Source organism: Edaphobacter sp. FHG110511_03 (assembly GCF_059115365.1).
Genome location: NZ_JBZYWL010000005.1, coordinates 117,890 through 140,214, shown reverse-complemented (window position 1 = coordinate 140,214; position 22,325 = coordinate 117,890). Strand labels below are relative to the sequence as shown.

At 57.2% G+C, this 22,325-nt stretch carries 17 protein-coding genes and 1 tRNA gene; 9 read left to right on the top strand and 9 right to left on the bottom strand.

Annotated elements, in window-relative coordinates; all coding sequences use genetic code 11:
* Window positions 1-4: 4 nt before the first annotated feature.
* Entirely contained in the window at window positions 5-1,186 is a 1,182-nt protein-coding gene (locus tag AC5S26_RS20340; protein WP_494186769.1) for a dipeptidase, read from the bottom strand.
* A 223-nt stretch (window positions 1,187-1,409) separates the two neighbouring features.
* On the opposite strand from AC5S26_RS20340, the gene AC5S26_RS20335 reads away from it, so the two are divergent.
* Window positions 1,410-1,610 (top strand): hypothetical protein, encoded by a 201-nt coding sequence (locus AC5S26_RS20335; protein ID WP_494186768.1) that lies wholly within the window; start codon window positions 1,410-1,412, stop codon window positions 1,608-1,610.
* Between the two features lie 90 nt (window positions 1,611-1,700).
* Here AC5S26_RS20335 and AC5S26_RS20330 read toward each other — a convergent pair whose 3' ends face one another.
* The 3 genes from AC5S26_RS20330 to AC5S26_RS20320 all read right to left on the bottom strand — a co-directional run bounded on the left by AC5S26_RS20330 (window position 1,701) and on the right by AC5S26_RS20320 (window position 6,019).
* Entirely contained in the window at window positions 1,701-2,117 is a 417-nt protein-coding gene (locus tag AC5S26_RS20330; protein WP_494186767.1) for a GlcG/HbpS family heme-binding protein, read from the bottom strand.
* Between the two features lie 66 nt (window positions 2,118-2,183).
* Complete coding sequence (locus tag AC5S26_RS20325) at window positions 2,184-2,408, bottom strand: beta-sandwich domain-containing protein (protein WP_494187166.1); 225 nt, start codon at window positions 2,406-2,408, stop codon at window positions 2,184-2,186.
* Between the two features lie 152 nt (window positions 2,409-2,560).
* Window positions 2,561-6,019 (bottom strand): carboxypeptidase-like regulatory domain-containing protein, encoded by a 3,459-nt coding sequence (locus AC5S26_RS20320; protein ID WP_494186766.1) that lies wholly within the window; start codon window positions 6,017-6,019, stop codon window positions 2,561-2,563.
* Window positions 6,020-6,207: 188 nt separating this feature from the next.
* Here AC5S26_RS20320 and AC5S26_RS20315 point away from each other — a divergent pair, with 188 nt between their 5' ends.
* Window positions 6,208-7,245 (top strand): LacI family DNA-binding transcriptional regulator, encoded by a 1,038-nt coding sequence (locus tag AC5S26_RS20315; protein ID WP_494186765.1) that lies wholly within the window; start codon window positions 6,208-6,210, stop codon window positions 7,243-7,245.
* Window positions 7,246-7,321: 76 nt separating this feature from the next.
* The gene (locus tag AC5S26_RS20310) at window positions 7,322-9,640 is read left to right on the top strand and encodes a GH92 family glycosyl hydrolase (RefSeq protein WP_494186764.1); all 2,319 of its coding nucleotides are present in this window, start codon (window positions 7,322-7,324) and stop codon (window positions 9,638-9,640) included.
* 51 nt (window positions 9,641-9,691) lie between these two features.
* On the opposite strand, the gene AC5S26_RS20305 is transcribed toward AC5S26_RS20310, so the two are convergent.
* The gene (locus AC5S26_RS20305; protein ID WP_494186763.1) at window positions 9,692-10,987 is read right to left on the bottom strand and encodes a beta propeller repeat protein; all 1,296 of its coding nucleotides are present in this window, start codon (window positions 10,985-10,987) and stop codon (window positions 9,692-9,694) included.
* Between the two features lie 137 nt (window positions 10,988-11,124).
* Here AC5S26_RS20305 and cax point away from each other — a divergent pair, with 137 nt between their 5' ends.
* On the top strand, window positions 11,125-12,279 hold the full coding sequence (gene cax / locus AC5S26_RS20300; RefSeq protein ID WP_494186762.1) for a calcium/proton exchanger: 1,155 nt from the start codon (window positions 11,125-11,127) through the stop codon (window positions 12,277-12,279).
* A 41-nt stretch (window positions 12,280-12,320) separates the two neighbouring features.
* Here cax and AC5S26_RS20295 read toward each other — a convergent pair whose 3' ends face one another.
* Both AC5S26_RS20295 and AC5S26_RS20290 read right to left on the bottom strand, forming a co-directional pair.
* On the bottom strand, window positions 12,321-13,805 hold the full coding sequence (locus tag AC5S26_RS20295) for a hypothetical protein (RefSeq protein WP_494186761.1): 1,485 nt from the start codon (window positions 13,803-13,805) through the stop codon (window positions 12,321-12,323).
* Window positions 13,802-14,119, bottom strand: coding sequence for a PadR family transcriptional regulator (locus AC5S26_RS20290; RefSeq protein WP_494186760.1), 318 nt, complete (start codon window positions 14,117-14,119; stop codon window positions 13,802-13,804). Before AC5S26_RS20290 ends, AC5S26_RS20295 begins: the two co-directional genes overlap by 4 nt.
* 79 nt (window positions 14,120-14,198) lie before the next feature.
* On the opposite strand from AC5S26_RS20290, the gene AC5S26_RS20285 reads away from it, so the two are divergent.
* Together AC5S26_RS20285 and AC5S26_RS20280 are read left to right on the top strand one after the other, a co-directional pair.
* Window positions 14,199-14,972 carry an ABC transporter ATP-binding protein gene (locus AC5S26_RS20285; RefSeq protein WP_494186759.1) on the top strand — a complete coding sequence of 258 codons (774 nt, stop codon included), beginning with the start codon at window positions 14,199-14,201 and terminating at the stop codon, window positions 14,970-14,972.
* A complete protein-coding gene (locus AC5S26_RS20280; RefSeq protein WP_494186758.1) occupies window positions 14,965-16,746 on the top strand; it encodes a hypothetical protein in 1,782 nt (593 codons plus the stop codon). Before AC5S26_RS20285 ends, AC5S26_RS20280 begins: the two co-directional genes overlap by 8 nt.
* A 355-nt stretch (window positions 16,747-17,101) precedes the next feature.
* Here the strand turns inward: AC5S26_RS20280 and AC5S26_RS20275 are convergent, their stop codons facing one another.
* Both AC5S26_RS20275 and AC5S26_RS20270 read right to left on the bottom strand, forming a co-directional pair.
* Window positions 17,102-17,245: a hypothetical protein gene (locus AC5S26_RS20275; protein WP_494186757.1), complete on the bottom strand. Its 144-nt coding sequence runs from the start codon at window positions 17,243-17,245 to the stop codon at window positions 17,102-17,104.
* Between the two features lie 117 nt (window positions 17,246-17,362).
* A tRNA-Ser gene (locus tag AC5S26_RS20270) sits at window positions 17,363-17,454 on the bottom strand.
* Window positions 17,455-17,512: 58 nt separating this feature from the next.
* Between AC5S26_RS20270 and queG the strand changes: the two genes are divergently transcribed.
* The 3 genes from queG to AC5S26_RS20255 are packed head-to-tail and all read left to right on the top strand — an operon-like array spanning window position 17,513 to window position 21,972.
* Window positions 17,513-18,652, top strand: coding sequence for a tRNA epoxyqueuosine(34) reductase QueG (queG, locus tag AC5S26_RS20265; protein ID WP_494186756.1), 1,140 nt, complete (start codon window positions 17,513-17,515; stop codon window positions 18,650-18,652).
* The gene (locus AC5S26_RS20260) at window positions 18,624-19,817 is read left to right on the top strand and encodes a YihY/virulence factor BrkB family protein (protein WP_494186755.1); all 1,194 of its coding nucleotides are present in this window, start codon (window positions 18,624-18,626) and stop codon (window positions 19,815-19,817) included. The genes queG and AC5S26_RS20260 overlap by 29 nt, the downstream gene beginning before the upstream one ends.
* The gene (locus AC5S26_RS20255; RefSeq protein WP_494186754.1) at window positions 19,804-21,972 is read left to right on the top strand and encodes a PP2C family protein-serine/threonine phosphatase; all 2,169 of its coding nucleotides are present in this window, start codon (window positions 19,804-19,806) and stop codon (window positions 21,970-21,972) included. Before AC5S26_RS20260 ends, AC5S26_RS20255 begins: the two co-directional genes overlap by 14 nt.
* Window positions 21,973-22,325 lie beyond the last annotated feature (353 nt).

Here is a 22,325-nt window from a genome sequence, read left to right as displayed (position 1 = left end):
GGGCCTACTGGCCCTGTCCCGGTGCAATGACAGGAGGTTTCTGCTGTGCGGCCTGGACGGCGCGGAAGACGCGCAGAAGGTTGCCGCCCAGAAGTTTGTGCATATCCTCGGCGGTGTAGCCCCGCGCCATCAGGGCCGTGGTGACTTTCGGCAGGTCGGCGGCGGAGTCGATTCCTTCGGGTGGGACGGGGATGCCGTCGAAGTCGGTGCCGATGCCGATATGGTCGATTCCGGCGACTTTGATGACGTGGTCGAAGTGATCGATGAGCGAATTGAAGGGTGCACGGCCGATACGGGTGGCGTACTTGCGATCGATTTTGTCCGAGGCCTCAAAAGGCACAGGCAGACCTTTAGCTTTGTATTCAGCTTCCAAGGCATCCTGTTCTTTCTGGCGCTCAGGCTTAGAGGCGTTCCAGGCGGCGCGCCATTGCTCGTCGATAAAGGCAGGGAAGAAGTTGACCATGACGACGCCATTGTTCTTCGCAACGGCGCGGAGCATGTCGTCGGTCATGTTGCGAGGAGCCTGGGTCAGCGCACGGGCGGAGGAGTGTGAGGCGATGATGGGAGCCTTAGTGATCTCGATGACATCCCAGAAAGTCTTGTCGGAGACGTGGGAGATGTCGACGATCATGCCGAGGCGGTTCATCTCGGCGACGACCTGCTTGCCGAAGGGCGTGAGGCCGTTGTGATGGGTGATGGTGGCGTCGTCGATGTCGCCGGAGGAGTCGGCCCAGTCGTTGGTGTTGGACCAGGTGAGAGTCATGTAGCGGACACCGAGGCGGTAGTAATCGCGAAGTACGCCGAGTGAGTTCTCGATGGAGTGGCCGCCTTCGATTCCCATCAAGACAGCAAATTTTCCTTGCTTGTGCGCGGCGATGATCTGGTCGGCGGTGACGCAGAGGGTGAGTTTGTCGGGGGCGCGGCGAACCTGCTCGAGAGTTCCATCGATAAGATCGAGGGTGCGGCGAGCAGAGGCATTCGCGGGATATTGACCGGGGTCAACCCAGATGGAGAAGAACTGCGCGTCGAGATTGCCCTTCTTTGCGCTGTCGTAGTTCAGCATTCCGCCGTTCAGAGGATCGGTGAAGTTCCAGTGCTCATCGACGAAGCGTTGCGGAGTGTCGGCGTGGGTATCGATGACGATGGAGGAGTTGTGAACGGCGAGGGGATTCTGAGATGCGCTCATTGCTTCCTTGTGTGGCCGGGCGGTTGCCTGGGCATATGAAAAAGGTCCGCCGCTCAAAAGAAACGTGCAGGCAGAGAGCGCAACTGCGCGCATAAATCGCTGCTTTTCATTCATTTGAGGGGGAACGTGAAAGCTCATACGGTATGAGCGATTGTAGCAACACCGGAGCAAGGCAACCGGATTCCGAGGACGAATCATCTCTTCATGCAGAGAGGTGGAAATCATGGCACAAGGACTGAACTCGACCAAAACAGGAGCACGGCCGGCACACGAAGCGATTGAACAGAACGCCAGCGCGACCGAGGTCGGCAAGACAGCCCAACAGAAAGCGGATGATGCCGCGATGCAGAGCGCAAAGCGGGCGCAGAATCGCATTCACAATAACGAGAACACGACGCCAGCAAACACGATGTTTACGAAGTAAGGATTTCCTGTGCGATCCGATTTCAAGGAATCAAAGAATAGGCCCTCTGCATGAGGGCCCATTCTTTTTGAGACTAACCATTCGTTGCGACTAAAGAGCTTTGGCACCCGCTTCAGCGACACTATGATCCTGTTCTCCGCTACCACCGCTGACGCCAATAGCACCAACAACTTTGTCGCCCCTTTTAAGAGGGATGCCGCCGGCGAAGATCATGACCTTGCAGTCATTGGATACGTGAATACCAAAGAACTGATCGCCGGACTGGGAATGTTTCGCAAGGTCCTGGGTGGCGATATCGAAGGCTCTGGAGGTCCATGCCTTTTTTATAGAGATATCGATGGAGCCTAACCAGGCATTGGCCATTCGCTCGAAGGCGAGAAGGTTTCCTCCCTCATCGACGACTGCGACATTCATGGGTTGACCGATCTCTTCGGCTTTTTTCTGCGCGGCAGCGATGATGCGGCGAGCGTCTGCTAATGCGATAGGCTGGGTTGTAGCTGCGGACATAAAAACAATCTCCTGGGCGGATGCGCCCCAAACGTTTGATGCGGTCTCAGGATAAAGGGCAAAGGACTAATCTGCCGAATTTGTGGACACGCTCTTCGTTGCGGCACGGCTAAGATCGTCGTACAAAGGCTGGGCGGGAGTCAGTTCCGGATTTTCGTCTGCCACAGAGATTGCGAGGATACGAATTTTTTCGTTGTTGGGTAGCTTGAGAGTCTTTGCGCCCTCTTTCGCGATCTCGATCGGGCAAGCGAAGAGATCGCTGTATTGGTAAGGTTGGTTGAATCCTTCGATCAGGCCATAGTTTTCGTTTTCAGTGGAAGAAAAAAAGATCCCGCAGCATTGGAGCAGCTGCGGGATCTCTCAGGGTTCGTTTTATTAATCCATCTCGGACGACTGTAGCTGAGCTGGATGGAGGATGCTCTGCTGCACAGCTACAAGTTCTCCTAGAAGGCGTACCGGAGGCTGAACTGGAACTGGCGCTCCGAAGCGTAGGTCGTGCCCTTGTTGGTCACTTTTCCAAACGTGGCGCTGGTTGGACTTACGTCCGGATTATCCCAGTTGGGATGGTTAAGGTAGTTGAAAGCCTCAGCCTTGAAGATGAGTTGATGATTCTCATGGTTCGGGATGACGTGGAAGCCCTTCTGCAGTGCCGCATTGAAGCTGCTGAAGCCGGGGCCATAAACACTGTTGCGAGTGCCGCGACCGGCAAAAGTACCGGGGGCCGCTGCCCGGAAGACGCAAGTTGTGTTGACGATCGTACCGCAACCTGTTCCGACTTCAAAATACTGACCTGCGGAGCCGAACTGATGTGGCAGGTTGGGGCTGCGGGTTTTGACGTAATACTGGTTGCCCGAACCGGGCCCTACTCCAGCCTGGTCAAGGTTCCGAGAGATTCCGTTGCTGGGTGGACGGCCGGATTGCGCCTGGATGGTTCCGGAGAACTGCCAGCTACCCAACAGCGTGCGCTCGAAAAAGTTCGTGGAATGGGTTGCGAAGGGGAGATCCCAGACGTAGTTGGCCACCATCACATGACGCGTGTCGAAGTCGCTGGGTCCGAACATGATGCTGTTGTCGAAGGCGTTGACAATGTTGGTTCCATTTGAAGAGCCGTAGTCAAGGCTCTTGGACCAGGTATAGGCCACACCAAAGAGGATGCCCTTGGTCAGGCGCCGCTTCAGGTTGGCCTGCATGGCGTGATAGAACGATCCGCCAACGTTCTCGGCTTCGATAATGGTCGCAAAGCCTTTATACGGACGGAGTGCATCTGGGGATCTGACGGTGGGGTTTGCCTGAATCGTTCCCGGCTGGAGAGCGTTGATGTTTGCCAGCTGCTCGAGGTGATAGCCACGGCGGCCGACATAGCTGAGCGTGAAGGTCCCGACGTCGGAAAACTCATGCTCAACCGTCATATTCCATGCCCATGCCTCGGGGCTGGGGTAAGTGAAGGAGTGTGAGGTGAAGGCGAGCGGAGGGGTGTTCACGCCGATACCGCCAGGGTTGTCCACACTGCCCTGGCTTACTCCGGCTGCCGGCTGGAAGGGAGCGTTGCCGCCGACGTGCACCGCATCGCTAATGCCGAGACGCTGGATGTAGCGGCCCACTCCGGCGCGGATGACCGTACCAGGATCGACCTGATAGGCGAAACCGAACCGTGGCTGGATATTGCTGTAGACGGTTGGAGAGTAACCGCTGCCATAGCCACGGAAGAGGCGCTGATAGTTGCCGTTCAAGATGTTGTCCGGAACGTGTCCTTGGGCTGCGCTGGGAAACCCGCTGCCGGGAATAACAACGCCGTTATATGGGTCTCCACCCGTTAGAAAGCCAGTCGTTGGATTAACCGTAGGGGCAAGCGACGGGTTGTAGTCCTTCGGACTGAAGAAGGCCTGGTTCCCCCAGAGCGAGTGGTACGGCATCATGATGCTGTAGCGGATGCCGTACTCGAGCACCAGCTTGGAGTTGACGCGCCACTGGTCCTGGCCAAACATCTCATACATGTTGCCGCGGAAAGGCGTGTAAGAGCGCTGGCCGATTTCGCCGTAGGTGTCGAATAAGCCCAGGGCGGCATTCGCTACGCCAGCCTTTGAAGTTGCGCCACCGCCGCGGTTATCGGTAAAGACAAACAGACCGTTCTGGTTGTTGGTCGTGCCGGGGCGGGTATTGTCGACGCTGATCTGGTCGTAGTTATTCTCGCCGGCATACTCCCACACGAAGCCGAACTTGAGAGTGTGATTGCCCCAGACCTTGGTGAGGGTATCGCCGAGGTCATAGACCATGCCGCCGGAGCGAGACGGATATGGGCCGCCGTCGAGCGTGCCAAAGGCGTTGAGCTGAATTGTGGGAATCTTGTCGGGAACCACCTTGGTGGCGGAGCCGAATAAGTACGGATAGTTGATGCCGTACCTGGTACGGTCGGACAGGCCCGACGATGTGTCGATATTGATATCGACGTGGTCGGCCGCGGCAGATACAAAAGCATCGTTGACTATAGTGGGGCTGACGGTCCAGGTGTAGTGGAAGACGCCGATCTGGTTGGGCCGATGGAAGATGCGTGGATTGGTATTGAAGTTGCCGAAGTGCGGCTCGTAGTCGTCGTAGTTGTAGTTCAGGAGGCTGAAGCGGAAGTGGTGCGCATCGGCTGGAACGAAGTCGACGATAACCGAATCCTTTCGCTGACTTTCGGTATAGAGCGCCGTATCGGTCCAGTTACTGGAAGGATTACCGGAGAGATTGGGCAGTGGATATGCATTGAGCAGTCCTATGCCGTTGGGGCTGAGCTGACCGCTGGGTATCACGTTTCCTGGATAGGGAAGGCCGGTCGTGGGGTTCACGATCTGTACCGGGGAACTGTAGAAGATGTTCGGTCCGAGCAACTCACTAAAGTTGCCCTGTCGCATAAGGGGTGTAGGCACTTTCAGCGTGGCGCTAGAGGTGTCGGCATGGTTGTACTTCACCCACTCCTGTCCAACCAGGAAGAAGAGCTTCCTGCGATCTTTGTTGAAATGGCCAGGAATGTAGACCGGACCATTCAAATTCCAGCCGAACTGGTTGTAGCGGAAGGCTCCTCGGCCCAATCCGCTATTGTTGCGTTGCCAGGTGTTGGCATTCAGCGCGTTATTGCGGAAGTACTCGAAGGCGCTGCCGTGGAAGTCGCTCGAACCACTCTTGGGGACCAGGCGAATGAGACCGCCTGATGTGCGGCCATACTCTGCAGGGTAGTTTGAGCTCAGAACCTGGATCTGTGAGGTAGAGTCCACGTCGGCCACACCCGTGCTGGTGCCGTTGGAGCGGGTACGCACCATTGGTGCGCCGTCGAAGGTCTGCATGCTCTCCTGGCTGCGCGCACCGTTTACGTTGAGCGGGTTATCCAGGCTAAAACCAAGGGCAGCCATCGAGTTGTTGCGTACGACGCCGGGTTCCATCTGCGCGAGGTAGAGCGGGTTGCGTCCGTTGAGTTGGATGTTCTTGACCTGCTCCTGTGTGATGAGCTGGCCGACAGAGCCGCTCTCCGTCTGCACAGCCATAGCACCGGCTTCGACGGTGATGGAAGTTGCCGTATCGCCAACCTTCATCGTGACATCCACGCGGCGCCCAATGTTCGGATCGAGCTGAAGATCGCTCAGCTCCGTCGTCTGAAAGCCGGCGGCCTCGGCGCGCAAAGTGTACACGCCTGAAGGCAGGTTCGTGATTGTGAAGGAGCCGCCCTCATTGGAGATCGCATGGACCTCCGCGCGAGTTGCATTGTTGCGAAGGGTGATATTTGCTTTGGCGACCAAAGCTCCGGATGAGTCCGCGATCGTTCCCGACAACGATGACGAATCTTGAGCCTGAAGTGGAATTGCGTAGATAAAGAGACAAACCAGTACTAACAGAAGCGTGCGAATACGCTGCAGATGATTTTTCACTGAAACCTCCTCGAAAATGAAACAAAGTTGCGTTTATGATTGCGCTATCACAGCGTCACCTGTTTACGCGGTTCAATGTGTGATTGTCAATATAAAGAAGCTGAATTTATCGGGAACTTTACCGTGAACTATGAAATCTCAGATTATTTGCAACCGTGTGATAGCCCTCTCATAAAGGAAGCCTTGGCGTGCGTAATTCTTCTTCTAAAAAACGGGCGACGCTGCAGGATGTAGCCCGGGCGGCAGGCGTGGGTCCCATGACGGTCTCTCGCACCATCAATGGTCATCCTTACGTGGCTGAAGAGACAGCAAGAAAAGTTCATGAGGCAATCCGACGGCTCGGCTACCGTCCAAATCACGCAGCACGAATGCTTACGGGCAAACTTTCACGTTCCATCGGATTGATTGTTCCTGATATTTCGGACACTTTTTTCTCTGTGGTCAGCCACGCAGTCCAGGAGACTGCGCGAGCCAGCGGCTATCTCGTCTGGCTGGCCGCCTCCGATGACGATCCTACGATCGAAGCTGCGCAGGTAGAGATGATGCTGCATCATCCTGTGGACGGTATTCTGCTCGTTCCCGTCGACAGCCGGAGCCGTTATCTCGAAAAGATCGCGGGAGGAACGACTCCCATCGTTGCCATCGACCGTCCCGTGGAGGTTGCCTCGACGGACTCCGTCGGAGTCGAGAACCGGTCGGGGGCACGTATGGCGGTCGAGCACTTGATTCAACATGGATACAGAAGAATCGCCTGTATCGCTGCCAATGTTCATTTGCATCCCATCAAAGAGCGCATTGCCGGATACAAGGAATCCATGCGGCGCGCCGAGCTGCCCTGCTACGACGAATTGGCTCTGTCCAATCCGATTTCAGCGAAGGCCGCTCTATCCAAGCTGTTCCGTTCACGTAATCGCCCTGATGCGCTTTTTACCGCGAACAATGCATCGACAATCTGGGTCATCGAAGCCCTAAAAGCGATGAACCTTGAAATGGGGAAGGATGTCGCGCTGGTGGGCTTCGATGATGTCGGCTTCTTTACCTTGATCACTCCACCGGTAACAGCGGTTCGCCAACCCGCAGCCGAGCTGGGGAGCCTCTCGACTCAGGTGCTTTTGCAAAGAATCAGGCGCGAGCTCGAGACCGCCAGCATCAGGGCCGTCCTTCCCGTTACGCTGACGATTCGCGAATCCTGTGGCTGCAAGGCAAATGATCCGAAAAAAAATTGAGCCAATTGATCCGGCCGAGGCTCGACGTCCGTGTGGTTTGTGGCGAAGAGCGAGGCGGCTATCGTACCTTGATAGCATGCACAAACGCCTTTGCCTCGCTCTGCTCGTTGGCGGCTCCGTCGCCATCGCGCAAGCTCCCGATCCGCTGAAGCTCGTCGATCCATTGATTGGCACAGGGCCAGAGGGGCATACCTTTCCGGGAGCAGCTGCACCTTTTGGCATGGTGCAGCTTTCTCCCGATACTCAGATTCGCCCCTTCAAGCAGAGTTACAAGTGGGCGGCAGGGTATCGGTATGAAGACGCGACGATTCTTGGTTTTTCGCACACCCATTTCTCGGGCGCGGGCCATAGCGACCTCGGCGACGTGCTGCTGACACCGATCAGCGGTGAGGATGTGCGGTTGGAGCCAGGCGATCCAGAGGGCACGCATCCCGGGTATCGCTCGCGATTTTCACACAAGAGCGAACACGCGGAGCCCGGTTATTACACGGTCTTGCTCGAGGACTCGAAGGTCCGGGCGGAGCTGACGGCGAGCGAGCGCGTAGGCGTGCACCGCTACACGTTTCCTGAGGGCGTTACGCGCCATCTCCTGATGGACCTGCGCAGCAGCATTTACAACTATCCCGGGAAAGTACTGTGGTCGCGCGTGCGTATTCGAAAGGATGGCACTGTCACCGGCATGCGAGAGACTCGCGGCTGGGCTCCAGGAAGACAGCTGTATTTCGCAATTCGTTTTTCTGCTGGGACGTCGGGGCATGCGCTCTATAACCGGGAAGAGGATCCGCCACTGTACCGCGGGTTCAAGACTCCGGGAACCTCGCCAGAGGATACCCAAAGCGTGGAAGGGCGAGGACTGGAGGCTGTCTTTGACTTCGCTTCTTCTCGGGATCCGTTGATTGTGAAGGTTGCGCTTTCCCCGGTGAGTGAAGAAAACGCAATCGCCAACATGGATGCCGAGACGCCCGGTTTCAACTTCGATGGCGTGCGCGCGGCAACGCAGAAGTCTTGGCGGGCGGAGTTGGGCCGGGTGGAGTTTCATGCTTCGCCTGCGATGGAGAAATCGCTCTACACCGCGCTCTATCACACGATGCTGGCTCCCAGCACAAGCATGGACGTGAACGGAGAGTATCGCGGACCTGACAATCAGGTCCATCGCGCGGAGGGATTCCGCTTTGTGTCGTCGCTGTCCTTATGGGATACGTATCGCGCCGAGCAGCCGCTGATGACGCTGATTGAGCCGGAACAGCGCACGAATGACCTGGTCCGCTCGCTGATCGCTTCGCAGCAGGAGAGTCCATTCGGGATCCTGCCGGTCTGGCAGTTTGCCGGACTGGAGACATGGTGCATGATCGGCTATCACGCTGTGCCAATCATCGCGGATGCCTACATGAAAGGGATTCGCGGTTACGACACGGAGGCCGCGTTGGATGCGATGGTCGCCAGCGCGACCTATGCGCCTTATGGAAATCTTGGCGCTTACATGAAGCTTGGCTACGTGCCCGTGGACGACGATAATGAGGCGGCCTCAAAGACGGTCGAGTATGCCTTCGACGACTGGACCCTTTCGCGGATGGCCAAGGCGATGGGTAAGGATGCGGTAGCCTCAACCTTTCAGAGGAGGGCGGGGTTCTGGAGGAACAACTTTAATGTGCCCGATGGATTTGTGGAGCCGCGCCTGGCCAACGGCGACTATCGCAGACCCTTCGACCCGGCCAGGGCCGGCTCGGCAAGCGGCTTTACGGAAGGCAATGCCTGGCAGTACTCGTGGTATCAGCCGCAGGACGAGCAGGGACTGATCGAACTGTTGGGCGGCAAGGAAAAGCTGATTGCGAAGCTCGACGCGATGTTCGATCAGAAGGTCGACATGGCGCGATACGCGGATGTGGAAGATATCTCCGGGATGATCGGCCAGTATATTCACGGCAATGAGCCGAGCCACCATTTGCCGTATCTCTACATGTATGCAGAGGCTCCCGTGAAGACGCAGGCGCGCCTGAAGCAGATTGTGGACTCGCAGTACAAGCCTGCACCGGATGGCTTAGTGGGCAACGACGATCTGGGACAGATGTCGGCATGGCTGGTGTTTACCTCGCTGGGCTTTTATCCGGTCGCACCCGCTTCCAACCAATATGTTCTTGGCCGCCCATTCGTAGACAAGGCCATCCTGCACTTGCCGAATGGGAAGTCCATGACGGTCTCCAGTGTAGGCATGAGCGAGGCACATGGCTTTTTGAAAGATGTGTTGTTGAATGGCCGGTCTCTTGATCGAAGCTATCTTACGCACGAGGACCTGATGCAGGGGGGAGAGCTGAAATTCGTCTTCAGTAACGAAGCGGATGCGGCATGGTCTCGTCGGAGCCTTCGTGCGCCTTACTCCGATACGACCAGCCATTAGCTGTTGTTTATTTTAACGATCGATTGCGCGCGGAGCCGCCCTTGAGACAAGCTATTTGCCTCGAGTTTTAAGACGGGGAATGCAAGTCTCAGAAAATGGATTGACCAGAAATGTGCCAGGCATTCCGGAGACAAGAATGGTTCCGTCGGAATTGAAATGAGCGAGGCGATACTCTCCTTCTGGAAGGTCATTGAGCCTTCTCCACGTTTCGCCCTTGTCCTGGCTCGTATACACACCTGTGATTGAGGTAACGACCTCCCGGTTGGTTCTTCGCGGGTCGACTTCTATGCTGTAGGCGCGCAGGTTGGGACCCGCTTCATCGGAGGTTCGATGCAAAAGAAACTTTGCCTCGGTCACTCGCCTTACGATGCCGGGACCCGCCGGATTGTAGATTCCCCAGCAGGCTGCCAGATGCAGACCCCCAACAACGCTCATTCCATGGATGGCAGAGTCTGGCCCCACTCCATGGATGCGGCTCCATTCGCCGGTCCTGCGATTGAGAAGGTAGACCTGATCGCCGGTTCCAACGTAGAGATAACCGGGATTTGGGTTTCTAGGATTGTCAAACTCGATGGAGAGAAGATCCATATCGGTTGGAGGTCGAGGCAGGAATTGGTCCTCAATCCATGAGCCGTTGCCGTCTCTGGAATAGGTGAGGATCTTGGGATCGCGATCGAAGTAGCCATAGCCGATGATGAGCTGCTTTCCATCCCCTGTCATCTCGACGATATTGGCTCGTACAGGATCTCCTGGTTTCTTCGTAATGGGCATTTTGGGGGGCGTAGTCGGAACACGCGGGCCAACGATTGATTTAATGGACGGTTCAGACGTCCCCTGTTGGGGAAAGACCTGAAAGGCTCCTCGTTGCGTCGTGAGCACAAAATAAGTTGCTCCGGGAGAGACGATGAATCCGTTTCGCAGTCCCTCCCCGATCTCCGCATCGAAGTACCTGGAATCGATGCGCGCAACCTGGGCCCATGTCGCGCCGCCATCCGTTGATTTTGAGATGTACATGGCTCGATTCTGAGCGGGAATCTGAGTGTTGGTATCCGTGGTGAGTCCCCATATCTTATCGGGATCATTGGCGTTGGGATCGCTGGCTACGGCCTCGATAAATTCACTGGGAAATTTGTGGCTTCCCGGAAGGCTCGTTATCTGGTGTATGCGACAGCTATCCATATCCTCTTTCGCCTGTTCCTCTCTGAGTTGAGAGGACGACGACGAATCCGCGGTGAGGAGACGATTCGGAAGCACAGACTGGGATTGTGCGGTCTGCCATGCAGCTACAGGCGCTGCCACGAGCAGAAAGCAGCTGAGAGCGGATCGACAGGTGCGTGTCTGGGCCATGATCGGGACACCTTCAACGTGCTCAAATCCACCCCTCCAATTTACCGCGATCGAGAGTAAACGCAAGCCGAGTTCGGGACAGGCAGCTTTCAGTGGAAGGGAAGCCGTTGTGAGCGAAGTTTCCAGAAGGAGAGATTTTGACATCTCTTTCGTGGAGCGAGGGGTTGCGAACGATCGGAAGGCAGGCTATTTTGGCAGTACAACCTATGCTCAAATGGCTGCTGATCTTTGTACCCATTGCGATTGGGCTTGAATTTCTCAGGCCTGATGCGCACACCTACATCTTTATCGCAGCCTGTCTCTCCATCGTGCCGTTGGCAGGCATCCTCGGACATGCGACCGAGCAGGTGGCGCATCATGCTGGAGAGGGAGTGGGCGGCCTGCTCAATGCCACCTTCGGCAATGCGGCCGAGCTGATCATCGCGATTGCTGCTCTGCAAAGGGGATTCTACGATGTCGTCAAGGCATCGCTTACCGGATCCATCATCGGTAATATTCTGCTGGTCTTCGGCGCCTCCGCCGTCGCCGGAGGCTTTCGCTACAAGACGCAAAAATTTAATGCAACTGCTGCCAGCGCTCAAGCTATTCTCCTCACCCTCGCCGCCGTCGGCCTGATCATTCCTGCCGCCTTCCACTACCTTCAGGGCTCGGGCAACGCGGCTCCGGAGAACGCCCTGGGGCTTGATATTGCCATCGTCCTGCTTTGCGCTTATGCTGCCCATCTCCTGTTTTCTCTCTATACACACAAGACTCTTTTTCAGGGCAAGCCTGTTTCCTCGGAGGAAGAGCAGCAGGCAGCGTGGAGCCTAGGCAAAGCTGTTCTTATCCTGGCAATTGCCACGGCCTTTATCGCATGGATTAGCGAGATCCTCGTGGGTTCTGTTCACGAAGCCGCCAAGGCCTTTGGCATGACAGAGATCTTTGTCGGCGTCATCGTGGTTGCCATCATCGGAAATGCCGCCGAGCATAGTACGGCAATCCTTGCTGCCATGAAGGATCGTATGGAGCTCTCCTTCGGCATCGCTGTCGGAAGCAGCTTGCAGATTGCGCTTCTGGTTGCGCCGCTTCTGGTGATTTTGAGTCATTTCATCGGGCCACGCCCGATGGATCTCGCCTTCTCCCCTGCGGAGGTTCTGGCGATCTTCCTCTCCGTTTTGATCATGGGCCAGGTTGCCGCAGATGGGGAGACCAACTGGCTCGAGGGCACGCAGCTCCTGGCCGTCTACATCATTCTGGCCATCGTCTTCTACTTCCTGCCCGACGCCTCGGCCTTTCACACGGTCGGGCGTTAAGGAGACAGTGCTGCCCACGGCGTCGCATTGTTCAATTCACGCTAGACACTGCTGATGAAGACACTGCTCCAGGATGAATCAAGATAGAGCCAGCGCTGCGTGGCGAACCAGCTGGTTGGAAGCTCGGGGACGTGCAGAAGCCCATGGCCATCGGTACAGATGAGCTCGGTCCCATTCCAGCCAAGGAAGCTGCGGGAGGGCTCTCCGACTCGCGCTGGATTGGTGAGAGTTGAGAGGCAGACAGGGCAACGGCGTCGTTGATCCTTGAGCGCCCAGCGAAAGCTGAAGAGAGCCATCAGAAACGATGCGACGATCTGGATGTACTGCGCCCCGGACGTAGAAACAGAGAAGGAATAGGCGAGGTCCAGTGAACCGAAGTAGATGCTGGGAAGCAGGAGGCTGAACTTGATGCCGAGGAACATCCAACGCCGGAGCCGCAGTGCCCAGGAGATATGTTCGGAGCCAAGGGGATATTCGCCCAGCGGAATGGACGTGGTTGCAGGAAGCGCCAGCAGCGCCAGAAATATTGTGAAGAGATAAATCCTTACGGGAGTGCTTTCCATGGAAGAAAGGGAGATGCACTCATAATTTCCGAGATCACCGTCAGGCTCGGGCGCAGCCATGTTCCACCGTCCGCCGAGTTTCTCGTTTTCTTCCGAAGAGATACGGTGCGCAAGAATGTAGCCGCGCGCAGTATCGGGGATAGCAGACGTATCGGAGCCGGATTCAATCAGCCATGCATCGAAGCTGCCGGGAAGTTGCCACTGGCCATCCGGGAGTATCCCTCCGAAGATCGCCTTCCGTATTCCAATCTTGATGGCGGTGCCAGGGGTAACGGATTCGTCATGAAATTGACGTTGCCAGGTGGCCGGGCTCACTAGAAGAATCGGCAGCTGTGTTGTGGCGGCAGGCGAGGAACTCTGAATGCCGAGCATGGGAAAGAGGTTGGGGCTGACGCGAGCGATGCGAAGCTCAGACGTGTGATGCGACACAGTGCGAACCTGTTTGACGATAGGGCCATAGAACGCAATCTCAGAGAACATGCGGGTTGCGCGGTCGCGCCAGAAACGGAGATGGCGCATACGCATCAACGGAGTTTCGCGATTCATGGTTCCCTGTGGGGAGATGAGCACGAGATTGCGCGTATCTCGATATGGCGACGGACGCAGAACGGACCGCACGCCCGGCACCAGGAATGCTGCGACGAAGCTGAGTACGGCAAGGACAAAGAGGGCGGCGGTCGTGCGGAGTGCCGATCGTGAGGGGCGGACGGTTCGAGCGATCAGGGCCTTGCGCTCGCAGCGCAGATACCAAGCGTCATGAAAGGCTCCGAGGCAGAAGGTTGCCGCCTGGTGCTCACGTGTGAAGAAAGGAATGTTTTCGGTAAGGCTGGAGTGGTTGACGTACCACAGCTCGGAACGCCATTCCTGCAGCCAGGAGGAGCGTTGACCGGAGGGTACAAGCAGGCTGGCAGACCGCAGCAGGGTCCCCGAGACGAGGCTGAACGGTGTGTACGAAAGGCTCATACGTGTTCTTTCTCGGGTGAGGCGAAGAGTTTGGCGAGCAGGGGATAGCGCCGCTGCGAAGCCTCGAGGGTGACATGGCCCGCCCTGGTGAGGTGGTAGTACTTGCGGGGCGGACGAAGCTCCTTGTCGGCGACGGACTGCTTCTCCCACTCGGAGCGGATAAGGCTGTCGCGCTCGAGCCTGCGCAGCGCGGGGTAGACGGTTCCGCTGGGAAGGCCGGTCTTCTCCATCACGCTAAAGCCATAGATGGATCCTGCATGTATTGCATGGAGGATCATCGCGGCAGTGTGGGAGAGCTTTGCCTCGGCAGCCATGGATGGGATTCTACCTATGTAGCAGACTACTTGACAATGGCAAGAGTAGTTTGCTACATAGGGTGGCAGGAGAGCACGCATGCTCGAAGTTCAGAATCTTTCCAAGCGCTATCGCGGTATCCCGGCAGTGAACGATGTCAGCTTTCGGATCGCACCGGGTGAGGTGGTCGGCTACCTGGGGCCCAATGGATCAGGCAAGTCGACCACGGTGAAGATCATTACCGGCATCCTGGAGCCGAGTGCAGGCCATGTGCTGTTTGAAGGCAAGGACATCCAGGATGACCTGCCGAGATTCCGCGAAGCCCTGGGCTATGTTCCCGAAGAGGCGCATGTCTACACGCATCTTTCGGGTTTGGAGTATTTGCAACTGGTGGGACGGCTGCGCGGGATCGAGGAGAGGCTACTGGAAGAACGAGCGAGTCGTCTGCTGGAGCTGCTCTGGCTGCGGTCGTCGCGGCATTCTCCGATCTCTTCCTATTCGAAGGGAATGAAGCAGAGGGTGTTGCTGGCTGCCGCGCTGCTGCATAATCCGCGACTTCTTGTCTTCGATGAGCCGCTTTCAGGGCTGGATGTGGTTTCGGCACGGTTGTTCAAGGATCTGCTGTGTGAGCTGGCTGGCGAAGGCAAGGCGATTCTTTACATCTCCCATGTGCTTGAAGTGGTCGAACAGGTGTGCAACCGCGTAATCGTGTTGTCGCAGGGAAAGATTCTGGCGGACGCTCCTCCCTCGGAGCTGACTTCGCTGATGCAGCTCGGAAGTCTTGAACATGTCTTTGCGCAACTGGTACAGCAGCAGGACACGCGATCGATCGCACGCAAGATGGTCGATGCGATCCAGGTGTCTCATGTTTAGTCTGCGTCGCGTCTTACGCGGGCCGGACGCCAGCGTGCGCTCGCTTGCAGTCCAGGCGAACGAACCCGTGGAGGCACGGCAGAGCACGGTCTTCGAGATCCTGACACGCCACCTTCTCTACCGGCTGGTTCACAACGAGGCTCTTGGGGAGGAGATTCCCACGCGAATGACGCAGGTGGCATACATGCTGGCGTTGCCGGGGGTTCTGATGGCGCTCTATCTCTTCGCGGCGTATCACCAGCCAAAGGCGATCGGGCCCCGGCCGTACTGGAACCAGATCTCAGACCACTACGTGTACACCGTCTACGCCTTCGTGGTGATGGGAATCGTAACGGTATTTGAATGGGAGCTTCTGTTTCCCGATCTGCTCGACGTCTTCGTATTGACGACCCTTCCTATCCCCAAGCGAGTGCTTCTACTGGCACGACTGATGGCACTGGCAATCTTTCTGGGGCTGGCGCTGGTAGGGATCAATTTTCTGGGCACGCTCTTCTTTCCTGCTGTGGCGGATCTTCACGGAATGTGGTGGCGACATCTGACCGTTCACGCGATGGCAGTTGCGATGGCGGGAACCTTTTCGGCAGCATTGTTTATCGCTCTGCAGGGTGGACTGCTCTGCCTGTTGGGGCGGCGAATCTTTGGATGGGTTTCGCCGCTGGTACAGGCGCTTTCCATGGTTGCGCTTCTGACTGTTCTATTTCTGACGCCACTTATCTCTACTCACCTGCAGCCGCTGCTTTACTCAGGAAGTGCGGCAGTCCGCTTTTTCCCGCCGTTCTGGTTTCTTGGAGTCTATGAGTTTCTACTGAGAGGATCCGCCGCTTTGCCGATCTACCTGCCGCTTGCCAAGATGGCAGCAGCCGCCACTGCGGGAGCACTGATCCTTGCCATGGCGAGTTATCCGCTGGCGTATGCGCGCCGGGTTCGCCAGATGGTGGAGGGAGTGGCCTCCACGCACAAGAGAAGTGTCATCGCCGGGATGGGTCGGCGCCTGCTGCATGTGACACTGCTGCGTCGCCCTCAGCTGCGGGCGATTTATCACTTCATCAGCCAGACCATGCTGCGCATTCCCCGGCTGCGGCTTTATCTCACGATTTATTCGGGAGTGGGGTTGTCGCTGGCAATCTCAGGGATCCTATTGCTGGACATCCACGAAGGCCATATAGGCTTTCGCTGCTCCGAGTGGGGCGTCCGGTCAGCCGTACCTCTCCTCGCGTTTCTGCTTGTTCTGGGAATGAGGACGGCGATGGATGCGCCGGTCGGATTGCAGGGCAGCTGGGTCTTCGTAGTCATTCACGGACGTCCGCTCCCCGAACATCTGCGCGCTGTCTTTCTATGGGTATCGGTTTGCATCAGCGCGGCGATGATAGCGTCGATGGCAGTCCTTCATCTCTTCGCGCCGGCGGTCCAGCGAGGTCTGCTTGCGGTTGCGGCCCAGATTGTCGTGGCGATTGGTCTAACGGTCCTATTGGCGAGAACCTTCCTTCTGCGCATACGCGAGATTCCGTTTACGGCGATACGCGTACCGGCAACATCCGATCTCCCGATAAGTTTTGTTCGCTACTCTGTGATCTTTCCTGCCTTCGTTCTCTTCGTGATCGAGCATGAGCCATGGATCGAAGCAAGTGCGGTTCACCTGTTCGAGACCACGCTATTATTTTTTGCAGCGTATGCATTCCTGGGCTACTTACGCGGACTCTACCTAAAGAAGCGCGAGTCGGATTCTCCTTCAGGCGATGCAGTACTAGTTCATCGGTTGGGCTTGCAGGAATAGAAGGGGCGAACCTGATTGCACGCGATCGAAAACGGTCGAGGTGGACTGTCCCTCAACCTCAAGAAGAGCAATACTTAGGCTCAGGAAAGGCAGATAGGCTGTGCGCGAATCGTTCACTCTGACTGCATATTCGATGAGTCGGGCGACCCCTTAACTTTCCTCCGGCATCTAATTTTGCACGGAGGGTGTCGTACTGCCTGAAGACCCGGGAAAAGACAGCCGAACTCTCCCGCGCTATTTTCCTCTGTCCTATGGATGTGGGACGTGCGCAAAACGTTCCGCTGAGATTCGATATCGAAGGGAAGGGCGCATGCTGGGCGGGTTCGCGGGGAGGCGAACCCCCAGCTTTTCTGAACTAGTAGAAGGCAGATCGCAAGCGGTCGTTAGGAAACCGTGAGAAGAATTTGACCTTGGTCTGTGCCGTCGCGGTGAGTGTGGATAGCGTCAGGGCCAGGGCGGCAATGAGGGCGGGGAATCCGTGATATTGCGAATCCGCCATGATATTGTTTTTGGCCTATCAAGGCTAAAAGGGCGGAACTCCCGAAATATACGGAATGCAGCTCACTTGCTGTATTTTCCTTACTTAGTCGATTCTTGAGATTGTTGAGGGGGTTGATGGCGGAGAGTGAGGGATTCGAACCCCCGATAGCCTTGCGACTATGTCTGATTTCGAGTCAGGTGCATTCAACCGGGCTCTGCCAACTCTCCGTTGATTTCAGTTTACCCTGAATCTTGCGCTGGACGAAAGTGTCCGAAGGAGTGGGAATTGTCTGTCGCGTGGACTTCAGAGCTTATGGGCTGGCTCGAAGAACAGGCTCTCGGAGTCGGTTTCGATGCCGTTGGGGTGGCTCAGGTTCCCGAAGCCGAAGACCCCATCGCGCAGCGCGAGGCTGATCGCTTTTCGACATGGGTCGAGGCAGGCCGCGCCGGCGAGATGGAATATCTGAAACGTCGCAGCGAAGGCGGAGTTCTATTGCGCAGCGGGGTTCAGGCGGCAATTCCCTGGGCGCGCTCCGTCATCGTCTGCGCGTTCAACTACAACGCGGATGCGGTGACTTCGATCGCACCTGCTCCGGCAGGTACAGGATGGATCGCGCGCTATGCCTGGAGCGGCCGTACGCTCGACGACGGAGAAGTAAGGCCGACGGATTATCACGAAGAGCTCCTCGGACGACTCCGCAGGCTTGAGGCTGCAGTCAAGGAGCGTGTGCAGGGTGAGACGCGGTGTTACGTCGATACCGGCCCCCTTGTAGAGCGATCCATGGCTGCTCAATCCGGGCTCGGATGGATCGGAAAGAATACCTGCGTCCTTCATCCGCAATTGGGCTCGTGGCTGCTGCTTGGCGTTATTATTACTTCCATTCCTGTTGCCTCGGATGCAGTGGCGGAGTTGGCGCCAGATCGCTGTGGAAGCTGTACGCGATGCATCGACGCCTGTCCGACCCAGGCTCTGGTGGCTCCCCGTGAGATGGATGCCTCTCGCTGCATCGCCTATCTGACTATAGAGAAAAAGGGGACCATTCCTGAGGAGCTGCGGGAGCCGATGGGAAGACAGGTTTTTGGCTGCGACATCTGCCAGGATGTCTGTCCGTGGAACCGGAGAGCGCCGATCGCCGTAAAGAAGGGCATGGAGCCACGGCCGGAGCTGGTGAATCCCTCCCTGGCTTGGCTGGCTAGTCTCGATACGGTTGGTTTCAGCAAGAGCTTCAAGGGTTCGCCCCTCGAACGAACGAGACGCAAACGGTTGCATCGCAATGTCGCTATCGCCATGGGGAACAGCCATGACCGCAGTTTTCTACCTCAGCTTCAAGCATGGGCCTTTAGCGAGGACGAGATCCTGGTTGAAAGCGCTCGCTGGGCTATCCGGAAGATCATGGATGGCCAAAGCGAAGGCGTGGAGTCCTAAGCTCCTCTCCCGCAAGGTCCTCCCTCAGGGATGCACTGCGAGTTGTGTCACTCTGCTAGCATCGAAGCTGGATTACGGAGGGACGCTGGCATCGGAGACGATGTCACTCCTCGATCCTTCCTGTATCTCTATGTTCTCGATCCGGCAGCCCAAAGCAGACGCAGTCCAAGACCCTGAAGGCACTGTTGCGCAGACCTCCGCTCATCCGGAGACGAAAGAGCCAGTTCCAAATCTTCCCATCGAACAGGTTCGCTCCGCCGTCGGGGGCTCGGGCTTCTGGTCGCAGGTGAATGCACTGCTGCATTACATGGCCCGTACGGAAGTCCACACATATGCGTTCAGCGTGGCAGCGAACGCCATCCTGTCGCTCTTTCCGTTCATCGTCCTGCTGCTGACTCTTTGCAGGCGTGTATTCCATTCCCGCGCGATGGAGCAGGTCGTAGGCGACATGATGCACGGCTTCCTTCCGGTGGGGCAGGATTTCGTGATGCGGAATATGCAGTTGCTGGCGCATCCGCGCAAAGGCGTGCAGGTCTTTTCCGTGGTGATGCTTCTGGTCAGCTCGACGGGCGTCTTCCTGCCGCTGGAAGTGGCGCTGAACAGCGTCTGGGGCGTGACCCAGAATCGTAGCTATCTGCGCAACCAGTTTGTCTCGCTGGGGCTGGCCTTTGCGGTCGGTGTGCTGGCGCTCGTCTCTGTTGCTTCCACCTCGGGCTCAAAGACGCTGTTGACCATTCTTTTCTTCGGCCACACGCAGAACGTTGCTTACGATCTGGCTGCGCAGTGGTTCATGAAGATCTGTGGCATTGGCCTCAGCATTCTGCTGTTCTTTCTGATCTACTGGATTCTTCCCAATCGTAAGGTTCCAGCCCGGGCCGTGATTCCGACGGCGCTCATGGTGGGGCTAGCGTGGGAGTTGGCGAAGTATCTTTATATACGAGCTTTACCCTGGCTGGATTTTCAATCTGTTTACGGGCCGTTCTATATCTCGGTAGGACTGATGATGTGGGCATTCCTTTCAGGTCTGCTGGTCCTGGCGGGCGCACATGTCTCGGCGACGCGATACACGCTGCGGCTCGCGCGGGAGGCCAAGAGGGAAGAGCGTCTGGCAGCGCTCGAAGAGAAGAAGAAAGAGGCGAAGAAAGAGGAAGATGAAGACCGCTAAGGAAAGTCGAAGACCGGAATTGATGGGCATAAAGCTTCCCATAGGGCTTCCCGGTGCCGTCTTCTGGCTAGCCGTCTGGTTCTGTCTCCTCTTCCTTTTACGAATGATTCCAGGATCGTTCGGCACCTTCTTCACCGTGGTGCAGGTGCTGGTTGGCATCGCGCTGGCTGCAACCGGCATTCCGTTGCTGGTACGAATCGTCCGGCAACGAATGTTGTGGAGTCTTCGGAACAAGCTGGTTATTACCTATCTGCTTATCGGACTGGCTCCAGTAGTCCTTTTTCTAACGCTGGTTCTGATCTCGGGCTACGTTGCGGCTGGCCAGTTCGCCATCCATCTGGCGGATTCGCGCATTCAGGAAGAGCTGGCGCAGATGAGCAGCGATAATGCCCATCGCGTCGAGCTGGTCGCTCAGCTCCTGCAGGGAAACCAGCCTCCGCCAGCGGCCATGGGGGGCGTGGAGTTGAGCGGGGGAATGGATATGGTGCGGAGAAAGCTGCACCGCGAGAGTGCAGCGTATCTCAACGGAGCTCCCGTGGCCCTGGGAACGACTCATGGCCAGACACCGCTGGGGCTGCCTCCCTGGGCAGCGGAACTCAAGGGCGGCCAGTTCGATGGACTGGTGCTGGACGGCGGCGATCTCTACCTTACGGTGATCAACCAGCAGCGCATGAACGACGGCCGTCTGCTGAGCCTGGTGACAAGCCTCGTTGTCGACAGTCAGGTGATGGACATGATCGCTCGCGGCCTTGGCCGGGCGCAATTCCTCCCGGAACGATTGAGCGGGAACGAGCCGGACGAGGCTAGTTCGAAGTTTTCGTCAGCCCCGAAAGTCAGGGAGCGGATCCGAAAGCGTCGCGAGGGCGCGGTTGCAGGTGGGGTGCAGGCTCCTGCCGTGAACCTCGCCGACATCCAGGTCAGTTTTGTCTCGACCGTCGACATGACCGACTGGGGGACCGGCGAACGCGACAGCGTACCGATTGGAGTCAGGTCGCGACCGTCTCAACTTTACAACCAGCTCTTCGGCGCCTCGCTTCGCAGCCGGTTTACGAATGCCTACCGGTTCGGCCTCATCGCGCTTTGCGTTCTTTTTGCTCTCATCGAACTGCTCGCGCTGGTGATGGCCATCCGGCTCAGCAAGACGATGACGACCTCGGTCGCCGATTTGTACGACGCCACCCAAAAGATCGATCGGGGTGAGTTAAGCCATCGCATCGGCGTTACGCGCGAAGATCAGCTTGCTGAGCTGAGCCGGTCGTTCAACAAGATGACTGGTTCTCTGCAACGCCTTCTGGAAGAGCAGAAGGAGAAGGAACGGCTGCAGAACGAGCTCTCGATCGCCCAGGAGGTGCAGGCGAACCTGTTTCCTCGGCAGGTTACGAGCCTGCCTTCGCTGGAGCTGCATGGCGTCTGCCGTCCGGCTCGCTCCGTGAGCGGCGACTACTACGACTTCCTCGTCTTCCACGACGCGGCTCACAACGGGCACGCCGGCGGAACGGAGACCGGCGTCGGAATTGCCATCGGCGACATCAGCGGAAAAGGAATCTCCGCAGCGCTGCTGATGGCGACGTTGCACTCGGCGGTTCGCGCCTACCGATTCGCCAGCGAAGAGCTGGTCTACAGCGAGTCGGCGGTTGCGGGCTTGCTGGCCAGCCGCGACGAGCTTGGAAACGACTGCGACGAGCTGTTCCAATCGCCGGGGAGAATCCTGTCGCTGCTGAATCGTCACCTCTACCGCAGCACGCAGCCGGAGAAGTACGCGACCTTGTTCCTGGCGCATTACGATGCGCAGTCGGCGATGCTGACTTACTCGAACGCCGGTCAGCTTCCTCCGCTGGTGCTGGGTCGCGATGGTGTGGTGCGAAGGCTCGATCGCGGAGGCACCGTCGTGGGACTGATGGACGGGATGCAGTATGAAGAGGATCGTTTCCAGATGCGCTCGGGAGACATCTTCGTCGGCTACTCGGACGGAGTCACGGAACCTGAGAACGACTTTGGAGAGTTCGGCGAGGAGCGCCTGATGGAGGTGGTTCGCAGATACTGCGACCAGCCGCTCCATGTGATCTCAAGCCAGGTGATGCAGGCGCTCGATGCCTGGATCGGGGCCGAGGAGCAGCCGGACGACATTACGCTGGTTCTGGCACGACAGGTATAGGGCCCCCCCGTACTTTTTTGCGCAAAGTCTTGGGAACCTTGATTTTAGGTCCGGACTTGTATTTGCAGCCGATCTTTCAGAGCCGGTTTTGTCGCTATTTCCATTTTAGTTGATGGAGAACAGTAAATCGGCACATGTAAGTTATTGGTAATGGATTGTTTAGGTGGTTGTGGGGCTTGACAGGGTTTAAAGCGGTTCGCGCCTTTGCGCGAATGAAATCCACATCTCAGAATCGAGATGTGGGAACCGACACCCGTGGTAGAGAAGCAGATTCCTCGGCTTCGCTCGGAATGACAAAGTCGGAGGCGAGATCGGACTTTGGCTAACCCTACCGGTCTGTGGGTGGCGGTTGA